13 protein-coding genes are annotated in these 13,620 nt (G+C 48.5%); 10 read left to right on the top strand and 3 right to left on the bottom strand.

The features are described 5' to 3' along the window. Positions 1-54: 54 nt before the first annotated feature. Complete coding sequence (locus IT233_06475; GenBank protein ID MCC7302267.1) at positions 55-993, bottom strand: threonine/serine dehydratase; 939 nt, start codon at positions 991-993, stop codon at positions 55-57. Between the two features lie 36 nt (positions 994-1,029). Here IT233_06475 and IT233_06470 point away from each other — a divergent pair, with 36 nt between their 5' ends. From IT233_06470 to IT233_06435, 8 genes are all read left to right on the top strand, one after another. Continuing rightward, entirely contained in the window at positions 1,030-1,908 is an 879-nt protein-coding gene (locus tag IT233_06470) for a lysophospholipid acyltransferase family protein (GenBank protein MCC7302266.1), read from the top strand. Positions 1,909-2,137: 229 nt separating this feature from the next. Further along, entirely contained in the window at positions 2,138-3,244 is a 1,107-nt protein-coding gene (locus tag IT233_06465) for a bifunctional 3-deoxy-7-phosphoheptulonate synthase/chorismate mutase type II (protein MCC7302265.1), read from the top strand. A gap of 1 nt (position 3,245) precedes the next feature. Then, entirely contained in the window at positions 3,246-4,046 is an 801-nt protein-coding gene (gene proC, locus IT233_06460) for a pyrroline-5-carboxylate reductase (protein MCC7302264.1), read from the top strand. 17 nt (positions 4,047-4,063) lie between these two features. Then, positions 4,064-5,956: an acetate--CoA ligase gene (gene acs, locus IT233_06455; GenBank protein MCC7302263.1), complete on the top strand. Its 1,893-nt coding sequence runs from the start codon at positions 4,064-4,066 to the stop codon at positions 5,954-5,956. A gap of 75 nt (positions 5,957-6,031) precedes the next feature. Next, positions 6,032-6,757: a polyprenol monophosphomannose synthase gene (locus IT233_06450; GenBank protein ID MCC7302262.1), complete on the top strand. Its 726-nt coding sequence runs from the start codon at positions 6,032-6,034 to the stop codon at positions 6,755-6,757. Further along, positions 6,754-7,998 (top strand): M20/M25/M40 family metallo-hydrolase, encoded by a 1,245-nt coding sequence (locus IT233_06445; GenBank protein MCC7302261.1) that lies wholly within the window; start codon positions 6,754-6,756, stop codon positions 7,996-7,998. Before IT233_06450 ends, IT233_06445 begins: the two co-directional genes overlap by 4 nt. After that, on the top strand, positions 7,995-9,362 hold the full coding sequence (locus tag IT233_06440; protein ID MCC7302260.1) for a dihydroorotase: 1,368 nt from the start codon (positions 7,995-7,997) through the stop codon (positions 9,360-9,362). The genes IT233_06445 and IT233_06440 overlap by 4 nt, the downstream gene beginning before the upstream one ends. Next, the gene (locus tag IT233_06435; protein ID MCC7302259.1) at positions 9,359-9,709 is read left to right on the top strand and encodes a DUF4296 domain-containing protein; all 351 of its coding nucleotides are present in this window, start codon (positions 9,359-9,361) and stop codon (positions 9,707-9,709) included. The genes IT233_06440 and IT233_06435 overlap by 4 nt, the downstream gene beginning before the upstream one ends. Here the strand turns inward: IT233_06435 and IT233_06430 are convergent, their stop codons facing one another. Next, positions 9,710-10,720 (bottom strand): NAD-dependent epimerase/dehydratase family protein, encoded by a 1,011-nt coding sequence (locus IT233_06430; GenBank protein ID MCC7302258.1) that lies wholly within the window; start codon positions 10,718-10,720, stop codon positions 9,710-9,712. A 77-nt stretch (positions 10,721-10,797) separates the two neighbouring features. Here IT233_06430 and IT233_06425 point away from each other — a divergent pair, with 77 nt between their 5' ends. After that, positions 10,798-12,072: a tyrosine--tRNA ligase gene (locus tag IT233_06425; GenBank protein ID MCC7302257.1), complete on the top strand. Its 1,275-nt coding sequence runs from the start codon at positions 10,798-10,800 to the stop codon at positions 12,070-12,072. On the opposite strand, the gene IT233_06420 is transcribed toward IT233_06425, so the two are convergent. Further along, positions 12,051-13,043 (bottom strand): acyl transferase, encoded by a 993-nt coding sequence (locus IT233_06420; GenBank protein MCC7302256.1) that lies wholly within the window; start codon positions 13,041-13,043, stop codon positions 12,051-12,053. The genes IT233_06425 and IT233_06420 overlap by 22 nt on opposite strands. Before the next feature lie 67 nt (positions 13,044-13,110). On the opposite strand from IT233_06420, the gene IT233_06415 reads away from it, so the two are divergent. After that, positions 13,111-13,620, top strand: a complete 510-nt coding sequence (locus IT233_06415) for a hypothetical protein (protein ID MCC7302255.1) — start codon at positions 13,111-13,113, stop codon at positions 13,618-13,620.

Below are 13,620 nucleotides of genomic sequence, written 5' to 3'. Positions count from 1 at the left end.
AAGAGTGGCAAAGGTAAGGAAATTAGGGCAGATACTTGCCTCATTCCGAGGACTTTAATTATCTGCTTTATTTACATTTCCGCCACTGAGGATCACACCTACGCGCTTCCCTGCGATGAGCCGTTTGTTTCTTAGAAGTGCAGCTACCGGAACCGCACTGGATGGTTCAATGATCTCTCCCTCACGTACGCGAATAAACTCCATGGCGGGAAGTATCTCCTGTTCAGGTACTGTCAGGATGCCCTTCACGTATTTTTTTATAAGGGTGAGCGGGAGAATGCCAAGCGTGGTGCGCAGCCCGTCAGCTACCGTAGTGCTTCCTTCCTTCAGTGGTTCCGGCTTGCCGGAAAGAAAGCTCCGGTGAGCATCGTCCATATTCTCCGGCTCGCATCCGTACACGGAGGTGGAAGGGGAAAGATAATGCGCGGCCAATGCTGTTCCGCTGAGAAGCCCTCCGCCGCCCACCGGCACCAGAATCAGATCCAGACCGGGAATTTCTTCTATAAGTTCCTTCGCCGCGCTGGCTTGTCCTTCAATGATGTGCGGGTGATCGTAAGGTGGTATGAATAGAGCCCCGTGCTGTGCTACCACCTGATCCAATGCCGCTCTCCTGTTCTCCGTTCCCGGTGCACAAAAAATAACTTCAGCGCCCAGAGCCTTCACCCCTGCAATTTTAACGGGGGAACTGTTTTCCGGCATCACAATCCAGGCCTTCAGTCCGAATTCCCGGGCTGCCAGCGCCAGTGCCTGTGCGTGATTTCCGCTGGAATGTGTTGCCACGCCCTTCTTCCGGTCGCTTTCGGAAAGTAGCAGTACGGCATTCATGGCTCCCCTTGCTTTAAATGCCCCGATCTTCTGGCGGTTCTCGCATTTGAGAAACAATTCGCAGTTCAGCATGGCTTCTAAAGATTTGGCCCGTACAACCGGCGTACGCAGAACATAGGGAGAAATGCGCTGGTGGGCGCGAAGTATCTGTTCACGTGTAATGCTCATGCTGAGGATAAAGATAATGCTTACTACCTTTACCCCGTGGGTTTCTATCTGATCTATCCCTTTCTCTTACTTGACTCTCTTTTACCGTGGAGTCTGATCTATCTGCGCTCTTCCATCTTTTACTTTTTTATTTATTATATCATCGGGTATAGAAAGAAAGTTGTTTTAAGCAATTTACGGAATGCCTTTCCTGAAAAAACGGAAAAGGAACGGATTCTTATTGCCAAACAATTCTATGCGCATTTCTGTGATCTCATTTTTGAAACGATAAAACTGATCTCCTGCTCCCGGAATTCTGTATTGAAACGTTGTGTGATAAGTCCTGAGACCCGTGAACTGACCCGCTCGCTCCATGCACAAGGTAAAAGTGTCATCTGGGTGATGGGACATTGCGGAAACTGGGAGATGGCATCTGCCAGTGTTGCCGGACTGGAGGGTTACCAGGTAAATTGCCTTTACCTCCCTCTCTCCAATAGAGGATTTGATCACCTGATGTACCGGATCCGTTCTCGCTTCGGAACCAGGCCGGTTGCGGTGAAGGATACCTACAGGGAGTTTGTGCGGAACCGGAATATATTAACCGGTACGGTTTTTCTGGGAGATCAGACGCCCTCCCCGGAATCCGCTTACTGGACACGGTTTTTGAATCAGGATACTCCCGTATATAAGGGCGCAGAGGTGATGTCGCGTAAAATGAATTTGGCTGTAGTTTATGTGTGGATTCAGAAAGTGCGCCGTGGTCATTACCTGATAAAGACGGAGCTGATTACAACTGATCCTGCCTCCCTGAGGGAAAACGAGTTGACGGAGCGCCATACGCGTTTGCTGGAGAGGGATATTAACACTCAACCATTCAACTGGTTATGGAGCCACCGGAGGTGGAAGCACCGCCGGCCCGAAAATATTTCCTGCTGAAGATTTTTTTTATCAGGTTCAAGTTCTCTATCTTTGTCCTGTTATTATGAATACGAACTATTTCTTCCTCCCGTATTATTACACCAGACCAGGCCGGGGAATGGAGAGGAAGTAATTTGCCAGATACAAATGAAAGCTATTCGAACCCCGGCCCTGCCGGGGTTCTTTTTTTTAATACAATGAGCATGGAAAAACAACAGACCGCATTATCACAACATACAGAAATACTATGAAAACGGACATCAATATTGTACCAAGAGATAAATGGAAAACGGGCGGCAGACAACTTCTCATCGCCGGGCCTTGCAGCGCAGAAACCGAGGAGCAGGTTTTCCAGACAGCCCTCCGGCTGCAGCGAACGGGAAGAGCATTCTGGTTTCGTGCGGGATTGTGGAAGCCCCGTACACGGCCGGATGCATTTGAGGGGGTGGGAGCCAAGGCACTCCCCTGGCTCACCAGGGTGAACCGAGAAACAGGTCTTACAATCATAACCGAAGTTGCTTCTGCAAAGCATGTGGAAGCATGCCTGCAGACAGGAATCAGGCATTTCTGGATTGGAGCCAGAAGCACCGTCAATCCTTTTACCGTGCAGGAGATCGCAGACGCACTGAAAGGAACGGATACCACCGTGCTGATAAAAAATCCCATTCATGCCGATCTGCAATTATGGCTGGGTGCGCTGGAACGTGTGAACAAAGCAGGAATAACACATCTGGGAGCGATACACCGCGGGTTTCATGTTCACGGAAATCACCCGTTCAGGAATCATCCGTTGTGGGAGATAGTTGTTGAACTGAAACGTTTACATCCCAACCTGCCTGTTCTCTGCGATCCGAGTCATATTGCAGGGCAACGGGAGCTCATTCCGTACCTCGCGCAGAAAGCCATAGATATGGATCTGGATGGATGGATGATTGAAGCGCATGTGCAGCCGGATCTGGCCTGGAGCGATGCACGTCAGCAGGTAACACCGGAAATGTTGAATGAGATCCTTGAGGGAATGGTAGAAAGAAAAAAGGACGCCCCTCTCAATGGCAGCAAAGAAAAGCTGGAACAGCTTCGGGATAAGATCAACGCACTGGACGAAGAGCTTTTGCAGGCTTTCCGTTCCCGCATGCAGCTATCTGAACAGATCGGTGAGCTGAAAAAATCAAAAAACATGACGATCCTGCAACTGAGCCGGTGGGATGAAATGCTGGAACAGCGGATCGCAAACGGACGTATGCTCGGACTGAAGGATGAGTTTATTAAAAGACTCTTCGAACTCGTACATGATGAATCCATCCGCATCCAGACAGAAATCCTGAACCCTGTTCTGCAGGAAGAAAAGAAATAATATGAAAGTAACTATTGCAGGTTGCGGGAATATGGGATTGATCTATGCCCGCGCATTTTTGAAATATAATATTGTGGAGCGCTCACGCCTCTACCTCGCCGAGAAAAGCCGTGAAAGAAAGGAAATACTCAAAGAAGCAGGATTGGGGCTTGTTACTACCGTGAATGATCCTGAGGTAGGCCGCAGTGATATCATTATTATTGCTGTAAAGCCTCAAGACTTCGATGCGCTGGCTGATGAACTGCGACCAGTGTTACGGGATGGTCAGATCATCATTTCCATTATGGCCGGCATTCGAATTCCCACCCTTCAGAAGGAACTCAGACAAGCCCGCGTGGTCCGGGCTATGCCAAATTCGCCGGCGGAAATAGGCATGGGCATGACAGGTTATTCCTGCAGCCGTGAAATGACTATGGATGAGACCAAAAAGGCCGAAAATCTTCTGGGAACAACCGGAAGAACTATCTATTTTGAAGATGAGGAAATGCTGAATTCCGTTACCGGTGTTTCCGGATCAGGACCGGCTTACTTTTTTTATATCGTAAGAGCCATGATTGAGGCCGGGAAGCGAATGGGGCTGGATGAGCACATTGCCGGCAATCTTGTGAAGCAAACCATGCTCGGTTCTTTTCATCTATTGAACACTTCCGGAAAATCCCTTGATGAACTCATCCGGGCTGTAATGTCCAGGGGAGGAACAACCGAAGCGGCTTTCCGGTGTTTCGAAGAGCAAGGAGTAGGAGAGGGGCTGTCGGCGGGTATGCAGAAAGCACGCGAGCGTGCTGCAGAACTCGCTCGGTAATTTATTACCTTCACTTCATGAGAATTCGAAGCATGGATGATTACCGCAGGCACTATGAGGCCGGCGTAAAAGACCCAAGGGAATTCTGGGCAGGCATTGCGTCAGAGTTTTTATGGAAAAAGAAATGGGATACTATCCTGGAGTGGAATTTCGACGCACCCGATATTAAATGGTATTTAGGCGGGGAATTGAATATTACCGAAAACTGTATCGACAGGCACCTGAGTAAACTAGGCCACCAGCGAGCGATTATTTGGGAGCCTAATAATCCGGATGAACCCTCGCGAACGTTCACCTACCTTGAATTACACAACGAAGTGTGCCGGGTAGCCAACATGCTGAAAAAAAACGGAGTCAGAAAAGGCGACCGGGTGTGCATTTATATGCCTATGGTACCGGAACTGACATTTGCCCTTCTCGCATGCGCGAGAATCGGTGCAATTCATTCGGTAGTGTTCGGCGGGTTTTCTTTCAGCTCCCTGGCAGACCGAATACACGACGCGGAGTGCAGCCTCGTACTCACAGCCGATGGAGGCTATCGTGGAGCAAAGGAGGTTCCGTTGAAACCGGTGGTGGACGAAGCTTTAAAAACGTGCCCTACCGTTAAAAAAGTAATCGTTCTCAAACGAACAGGCTCCACCGTGAGTATGACTGCCGGCAGAGATGCATGGTGGGAGGAGGAATGCCGGGAGCAGCGCAACATTTGTCCGGCTGAACCTATGAACAGTGAAGATATGCTGTTCATTTTATATACTTCCGGAAGTACCGGAAAACCGAAGGGAGTGGTTCATACCACTGCAGGGTACATGGTTTTCACAGCCTACACCTTTCTGAATGTGTTCCAGTATGAACCCGGGGAGGTTTTCTGGTGTACGGCAGATATTGGATGGGTAACAGGGCACTCCTACCTGGTTTATGGTCCCCTTCTCAACGGAGCTACCTCGCTGATGTTCGAAGGGATTCCTACGTTCCCTGATGCCGGCCGTTTCTGGCAGGTAGTGGATAAACATAAAGTGAATATTTTATACACGGCTCCTACCGCTATCCGTTCGCTGGAAGCGGCCGGCCTGGAGTTTGTGAAGCCCTACTCACTGAACAGCCTCAGGATACTTGGTTCGGTAGGAGAACCTATCAATGAGGAGGCATGGCACTGGTATCATAAGAATATCGGTAAGGAGAAGTGCCCGATTGTGGATACCTGGTGGCAGACAGAAACGGGAGGAATCATGATCTCTCCTCTGGCAGGTATAACTCCGGAACGTCCGTCGTACGCCACACTCCCTGTTCCGGGTATAGTTCCGGTACTCCTTGATGAAGCCGGGAAAGAAATTACAGAGATGAAAGCAGAGGGAAGATTATGTTTTAAATTTCCCTGGCCGGGAATCATCCGGACCACTTACAACAACCATAAACGATGCAAAGAAGTATACTTTTCTGAATATCCCGGCTACTACTTTTCCGGCGATGGTTGCCGGAGGGATGCGGACGGTTACTATCGCATCACCGGGCGGGTGGATGATGTGATCAAGGTTTCTGGTCATTTGCTGGGAACGGCCGAGGTAGAGAGTGCCATCAACCAGCATCCCAATGTAGTGGAGAGTGCCGTAGTAGGATTCCCGCATCCCATTAAAGGCTGGGGAATTTATGCCTTTGTAATATGTGAACATACCCCGGAAAGGGAAGACCTGCTGCAAAAGGAAGTAATAGATACCGTAACCAAATATATGGGTCCTATCGCCCGCCCGGATAAAATACAGGTGGTAAAAGGGCTCCCAAAAACAAGATCCGGCAAAATAATGCGGCGAATCCTGCGAAAAATTGCAGAAGGAGAGACCGGGAATCTTGGCGACACTTCTACTTTACTTGACCCTGCGGTAGTGGAGGAGATTGTTAAAAACCGGATCGGCTGAAATGCCCCGGAGAAGGCTGCATTAATTTAGCTATCTTTAAGCCAATAACGGCTCGGATTTGCCGTTTTTCGTCACATGAGCGACAGCCTGGTCATTATTCCCACTTACAACGAAAAGGAAAATGTCGAAAACATGCTGCGTACCGTTTTCGCACTTCCGGTGCCCTTTCATGTACTGATTGTAGATGATGGTTCGCCGGATGGTACCGCAGAGATTGTTAAAGGATTGCAGAAGGATTTTAAAGACCGGCTCTTCCTCGAAGAGAGAAAGGGAAAGCTCGGACTGGGAACAGCCTATATTCACGGATTCCGGTGGGCGCTCGCCCGAGCCTATCAGTTCATTTTTGAAATGGATTGTGATTTTTCCCACCCTCCTGCTGATCTTATTCGCCTGCGTGAAGCCTGCCTTAAAGGTGCAGACCTGGCCGTAGGCTCCCGTTACTGCGAAGGCGGAAAGATCAAAAACTGGCCCACCGACAGGGTCCTGATGTCTTATTTCGCATCACTGTATGTGCGATCGGTCCTGTGGGTTAACATCAAGGATACTACGGCTGGATTTAAATGCTATCAGAGAAAGGTGCTTGAAACCATTGATCTTGATAGTATCCGCTTCGTTGGATATGCCTTCCAGATTGAAATGAAATACAAAACCGCAAGGCTCGGCTTTAACGTGGTGGAAGTGCCCATTGTTTTCACGGATCGGCAGTTGGGTGTTTCTAAAATGAGTACGAAGATATTTAAGGAGGCATTCCTGGGTGTGCTTTCGATGAGGTTTATGAAAGTTGAAAAGAAGCAAGAATGAAAACAATTATTGCACTGCTTTTCGCCGCGCTCTCCTTAGCGATGCAGGCACAGAAAAAACCAAAGGCAAAGTTTTCCGAAAACCAGATTAAAAAGCATGTGGATTTTCTTGCTTCAGATGAACTTAAAGGAAGGGGCACCGGCACACAGGAAGAACTAAAGGCGGCGAACTATATTGCATCTCATTTCAGAAAGCTGGATCTGATCCCGAAAGGAAATCTCAGCAGTTATCTTTATTCCTTCTCATTCAAAAAAAGAGCAAGCGTACACGATACGGTAGGTACCGGACCAGTGGTGCAGGGGCTTAATGTGGTGGCATTTCTCGATAATAAAGCAGAACATACTATTGTGATTGGCGCGCATTACGATCACCTGGGGCTGGGGCATGATCTCAATTCGAGAGAGCCGGATCCGGAAGGCAAGATACACAATGGTGCTGACGATAATGCGAGCGGTGTGGCCGGTGTGATTGAACTGGCCAGATTTTTAAAGACCAACCAGGTGAAAGAGAATTACAATTTTCTCTTTATCTGTTTTTCCGGAGAGGAACTCGGCCTGATGGGTTCAAAAAGATATTGTGAAAATCCCACCATTGATCTGAGTAAAGTGAATTGCATGATTAATCTGGATATGATCGGACGCATGAATGACACTACCGAAAAAGTAATGGTGTTTGGTGTGGGCACTGCACCGGATTTTGTGGCGATGCTGGACCGCCAGAAAGGCCATCTTACGATCACAAAAGACTCTTCCGGGATCGGTCCCAGCGATCAGACTTCTTTTTATCTAAAGAACATCCCTGTTCTTCACTTTTTTACCGGTCAGCATTCTGATTACCATAAACCCTCCGATGATGCAGACAAGGTAAACCATGAAGGGGTGGTCATGATTCTTGAATATATCGTACGAACACTCGATGAAATTAATGCGCTCCCCCGACTGGTATTTCTGAAAACCAGGAACAATACAGGAGGTGGAAAAACCTCCTTTAAGGTAACCATGGGAATAATGCCAGATTACACGTTTGAGGGAAAAGGAGTTAAAATAGACGGGGTAACAGAGGGCAAGCCGGCAGCATCTGCCGGAATCACCATAGGAGATATTATCATTCGTTTGGGAGATATTCCCGTAAATCACATGCAGGATTACATGAAAGCCCTGGGCACATTTAATAAAGGGCAGAAGGTAAAAGTGGTGCTTATCCGGAACAACGCGGAAATTGAGAAAGAAATAACATTCTGATGAGTTTGCTGGTCAAAAACGGAACACTGGTTAATGAAGGAAAGTCCTTTCGCGGGGCGTTGCTTGTTAACGGTGATCGTATAGAGGCGGTTCTCACTGACCCGCTGGAAATTGACCGCGCCGGCAAAAGTGCGAAACAAGTGATGGATGCGGGAAACTGCTATATATTTCCCGGCTTTATTGATGATCAGGTGCACTTCCGGGAGCCGGGGCTTACACACAAAGCGGAAATTCTGACAGAGTCAAAAGCAGCGGTGGCGGGTGGTATCACTTCCTTCATGGAAATGCCAAATACTGTCCCGAATACTCTGACACAAGAATTGCTGGAGCAAAAATATTCCCGGGCAGCAGAAGTGTCTGTTGCGAATTACTCCTTCTTCATGGGTGTTTCCCATGACAATATAAATGAAGTACTGCGTACCGATCCTGCAACTGTTTGCGGGATTAAGATCTTTATGGGATCTTCTACCGGTAACATGCTCGTGGATGATCATAAAGTGCTGGAGCAGTTATTCGCCGAGTCTCCGCTGCTGATCGCCACGCATTGTGAAGATGAAGCTACTATACGTAGAAATCTGGAGGCAGCGCGGACCAAATACGGAGAAGATATCCCTGTTTCAATGCATCCTCTCATCCGTGACACAGAAGCATGTTACCGTTCCAGTGCGTTGGCTGTAGAGCTGGCTGCGAAATATGGATCCCGGCTTCATGTTCTGCATATCTCCAGTGGAAAGGAATTATCATTGTTTCAGACAGGCACTCCGGAAAATAAAAAGATCACCGCAGAAGCCTGTGTACATCATTTATGGTTCAGCGCAGATGATTATTCCCGGCTCGGGAATCTGATAAAATGGAATCCGGCAGTGAAGTCGTCGGAAAACAGAGAAGCATTGTGGAAAGGTTTAAAGGAAGGCCGGATAGATGTGCTCGCTACGGATCATGCCCCTCATACTGTGGAGGAGAAAAGCAAACCTTATCTGCAGGCGCCTTCCGGCGGACCGCTGGTTCAGCATGCATTGCCTTTATTGATGGAATGCGTAGGTAAAGGCAGACTTACAATAGAGGACATGGTGCAGCGTTATGCACATCACCCGGCGATTTGTTTCCGGATAAGAGACCGGGGTTTCCTGCGTCCGGGCTGCTTTGCCGATTTTACATTGGTAAACCCTGATTCACCCTGGATGGTGAAGAAGGAGAATATCCTTTACAAATGCGGATGGTCGCCACTGGAGGGTGTGACCTTTCGTTCAAAAGTGATGCATACCTTCGTGAATGGGAAACATGTTTACGAAAACGGCCGCGGAGAGGAGACCGGGGTCGTTCATTCCATACATTCCGGACAAAGACTGAAATTCGACCGATGAAAAATTACTTATTTGCTTTTATTTTGAGTGTGGGACTCAGCGCCTGCGGACCGGGCGCCGTTCAAACCCCTGATTCCGTAATTGCTGAGGAGCAAATGATAGTGTTGCTGGTAAAAATGCATAAGGCCGATGCGGAAAAGCAGATCAACCGGTTACATTATCCAGACAGCACTCGTGCGGACACTGTCAATTATGATCTTCTGTTCAGTGAAGCCGGGGTTACGCGGGCGCAGTACGATAGTAGTATGGCCTATTACGCAAGGGTGCCGGCCGTTTTGGACGAAATATACGATGAGGTGATTGAACGCTTGAATAAAGAAAAACTGGACGCTGAAACCGGCAAATAGTTATACGCCGGATTCTTTGCGGTAAAGTTGTGCTGCAAAGTGAATGGATTCCTTCACAGGTATGAAAGAAAAGTTCAGCTGTTTCTTTATCTTTTCGTTGGAAATACGTGTGTGACTCAGAAGAGAAGCAATAACCGGAGCAGTCAATTGCCGTTCCTTCCCGGTAAGAAAGCAAAAAAGCCGCTCGATAAACGCAATACTCCTCAGGCCGAACCGGCCAATGGCTAAACGAGGGGGTGTATGACCGAAAGCATCTGCAAAATGAATCAGCATTTCGCGGATGGTCACAGAGTCGGAAGCGAGCAGAAACCGTTCTCCTGATATTTTCTTTTCCGTAAGCCGGCGCATGATCACGGCAATGTCGCGGACGTCCACAAAATTTTTTGTACCGGGCGGATAATATTTCGGTGCCCGTGCCGCCCGGCGTATGGCCAGCCCGCTGCTGCGATCCCAGTCACCGGGTCCAAGCACGGCACAGGGATTTACGATGACGGCATTCAGCCCTTCTTCGATCCCGCGCCAAACTTCCATTTCACCATCGTGTTTTGTGGTGGCGTAACAATTGAAATGATGGTCTCCCTTCCAGTACAGCTCTTCATGAATCATAATTCCTTCAGGATGGTATCCGAATACCGCACTGGAGCTTACATGACAGAGATAAAGTTTTTTTTGCAGGCAGATGTTCACCACGTTCGCTGTTCCTTCCACATTCACTTTTTTCATTTGAACATACCGGTCGTTTCGTAAACTTACTATACCTGCCAAATGGTATACATTTGTTGAGCCTTCAAATGCTTCCTCCAGGCTCCCGATATCATTTACATCCCCCATGGCCCACTGGATTCGGTGAAAGAGTTGCACGGCCTCCGGACCGTAAAAACGGAAGACCCGTCTGATTTCTTCTTTTCGTCTTTCCTGCCGGATGAGAAGGCGTACATCTTCCCCATGCTTTAGCAACTCAAGGGTAAGATGCGCTCCGATGAGTCCTGTACCGCCGGTAATTACGTTCATATTATAAAGATACTTTCTTAGAGGGTTAATGCTACTGATAAGCTCCTTATTTTTAACTTCGTCACGGAAAGACCACTATGGACTTTATCAACGAATTGAAATGGAGGGGAATGCTGCACGACATGATGCCGGGCACGGAAGACCTGCTTAAGGCCGGGAAGGTCAGCGGCTATATCGGGTTTGACCCCACCGCGGATTCCCTGCATGTGGGCAGCCTGGCACAAATCATGACACTGTTGCATTTTCAGAGAGCAGGCCATCGGCCTGTCGCTTTGGTGGGCGGAGCCACCGGTATGGTGGGTGATCCCAGCGGCAAGTCGCAGGAACGGAATCTCCTGGATGAAGCAACGCTTCAGAAGAATGTTGAGGGCATTACCAGGCAAATGGGAAAATTCCTTGATTTCGGATCAGGTCCGAACGCGGCGCGGATCGTGAATAATTATGATTGGTTCAAAGACATCCGGTTTCTGGATTTTATCAGGGATGTAGGCAAACATATAACGGTCAATTACATGATGGCCAAAGATTCTGTTCAGAACCGCCTCGGTACGGGCCTTTCTTTTACAGAGTTTTCCTATCAGCTGGTGCAGGGATATGATTTCTATTACCTGTGGAAAAAGGAGGGAGTGACACTGCAAATGGGAGGATCGGATCAGTGGGGAAATATCGTTACCGGTACGGAGCTCATTCGCCGCAAAGACGGCGGAGATGCCTTCGCTGTAACTACACAGCTGATTAAAAAAGCGGACGGAACAAAATTTGGAAAGTCCGAAGGCGGGAATATCTGGCTTGATCCCCGGAGAACATCCCCCTATAAATTCTACCAGTTCTGGCTGAACGCTTCCGACGCGGATGCCTCGGCGTTTATCCGGTTTTTCACGCTGAAAACAAAAGAGGAAATAGAAGCGCTGGAGAAAGAGCATACAACAGCGCCGCACCATCGCATACTACAGAAGGCACTGGCAGATGACGTTACTGCACGGGTACATTCCATCCGCGACCTCGAGTCCGCAAAGGAAGCCTCGGAGATCCTCTTCGGAAAGGGCACCGCGGAATCACTCAGAAAACTTTCGGAGGATGATCTGCTGGCCGTTCTTGAAGGTGTACCGCAGTTTTCCCTTCCTTCTTCCCAATTCAGATCTGCTCACCCGGTGCTGGAGTTGCTCAGTGAACAGTGCGGGGTATTCAAATCAAAAGGAGAAGCCCGGCGCATGTTGCAGGGGGGAGGTGTATCCATCAATAAGAATAAAGTAGATGAGAACAGCACCGTTTCATCATCTGATCTCATTTCTGGAAAATACCTTCTGGCTCAAAAGGGAAAAAAGGATTATTACCTGCTGGTTGTATCCTGACCACCCATCATAAGGTTGCACCCTCTTAGTTCTGCATGATCCATTCTGCCAAGCACCTCAAATCCGCCGCCGGAAGTATGCTTTCCTATATCCTCTGTTGCAATAAAGCTGCAGGAATCGCGGTTGTTAAGATCGATCACCAGAATATTTCCGCTGCGATGATCAGTATGAAAATGACCAGGATCCTCCGGGTCGCGAATCAACACTTTCATAGAGGGCGGACAGTGGAAGATTCCGCTTCCCTGCGACCAGGCCTGAGAGAGAAGTTCCGTCATACCGTATTCGGAATGTATGGAGGGCAGCCCGGTTCCTTGCTGAAGAAGCATATGAACTTCTTCGCGTATGAGCTCCCGTCGTTTTCCTTTCATACCGCCCGTTTCGACAAGTACAGCATCCGAAGGTAAACGGATATTTTTTTCAGCCAAATCCAGCAAGGCGTATGTTACCCCGGTGAGAAAAAGTTTTTTCCCTCCCCTGTAATCTCGAATATGCCGGATAAGGTCATCGGTATTATCGCCGAAGAAACCGTGGTTCGGATCCGGTGCTGACTCCATCAGCACACGCATCATATACACCAGCGACGAATCCTTGCGCTCATGCCAGGAGGGAAGCAGAAAAAGAAAGATATAATCTTCCGGATCCCCGTAGAAGCTCCGGAAGCCCTCTAGAATAGAGGTGCGGTAAAGAGCTGCATGCCGTACCAAATGACGGCTTCTCCCTTCCGTACCGGTACCGCTGCTCAGAAACTCAAGATCATGTTTTCCGCCGGGAAAACAGGTGACCTGTTTGGTTTTGAAAAGGGAGATCGGAAGAAAGGGGATGTCGGTGAGGGAACTGAAAAGAGGGGGGTTAGGGTTGTACCTGTTCACAAAATCCCGGTACACCGGATTCCTTTCATACTGATAATGAAAGACCTCCAGTGCCCGTGCTTTAAAACGTGTGTCTGAAGCTGACAATATACTCTGGGTCAAATCGTTTAAACGTAAAGATAGCCATATCCCTGATCGCGGATGGCCTCTTTTTCTTACCTTTGATCTGATGTACAATCTCTTACGAAAGACACTGTTCACGGTAATGGTTTTGCTAGTGTTCGTTTCCTGCAGGGAAGATGAAGTCTACCCTGTTGAACCGGTAATTGAATTTCTGGAGTATTCAGTTTATCCGGGAGATTCCGGCTTGTTTCGCGTGAACTTTACGGATGGAGATGGGGATGTGGGATACGAAGCAGGAGACTCGGTGAAGGATTTTTTTCTGGATTATCGCTATTTAGATACTGCTTCCGGTTTGTGGAAGCCCTTTTATCAGCTGGTGACGTGTACACACACCCCGGCTGTTCATCCTTTCGATACCGCTTGGATGAAATTTGAATACACAATACCTCGTGTGGTGGAGGAGGATGATCCAAAAGGCGTCAAGGGTGAAATTCTCATCCATGGTCCGTCTGCTCCCCATTTTGTTCCCGGGCATACCTATAAATACCTTTGCTGGATCTTCGACCGTGCAGGGCACAAATCAAATCAGGTTGAATCACAAATTGTATATCCCTGA

The sequence above is a fragment of the Bacteroidia bacterium genome, assembly GCA_020852255.1.
Taxonomy (GTDB): Bacteria; Bacteroidota; Bacteroidia; order JADZBD01; family JADZBD01; genus JADZBD01.
The sequence above is the reverse complement of the archived record's forward strand: the minus strand, read 5'-3'. Positions and strand labels throughout refer to the sequence as shown.

Bases quoted from the DNA above. Each gene is read 5' to 3' on its own strand.
- IT233_06475 (MCC7302267.1), bottom strand. From the start codon at position 993: ATGAGCATTACACGTGAACAGATACTTCGCGCCCACCAGCGCATTTCT.
- IT233_06430 (MCC7302258.1), bottom strand. From the start codon at position 10,720: ATGAACGTAATTACCGGCGGTACAGGACTCATCGGAGCGCATCTTACC.
- IT233_06465 (MCC7302265.1), top strand. From the start codon at position 2,138: ATGAAAACGGACATCAATATTGTACCAAGAGATAAATGGAAAACGGGC.
- IT233_06425 (MCC7302257.1), top strand. From the start codon at position 10,798: ATGGACTTTATCAACGAATTGAAATGGAGGGGAATGCTGCACGACATG.
- IT233_06445 (MCC7302261.1), top strand. From the start codon at position 6,754: ATGAAAACAATTATTGCACTGCTTTTCGCCGCGCTCTCCTTAGCGATG.
- proC (MCC7302264.1), top strand. From the start codon at position 3,246: ATGAAAGTAACTATTGCAGGTTGCGGGAATATGGGATTGATCTATGCC.
- IT233_06415 (MCC7302255.1), top strand. From the start codon at position 13,111: ATGTACAATCTCTTACGAAAGACACTGTTCACGGTAATGGTTTTGCTA.
- acs (MCC7302263.1), top strand. From the start codon at position 4,064: ATGAGAATTCGAAGCATGGATGATTACCGCAGGCACTATGAGGCCGGC.
- IT233_06450 (MCC7302262.1), top strand. From the start codon at position 6,032: ATGAGCGACAGCCTGGTCATTATTCCCACTTACAACGAAAAGGAAAAT.
- IT233_06435 (MCC7302259.1), top strand. From the start codon at position 9,359: ATGAAAAATTACTTATTTGCTTTTATTTTGAGTGTGGGACTCAGCGCC.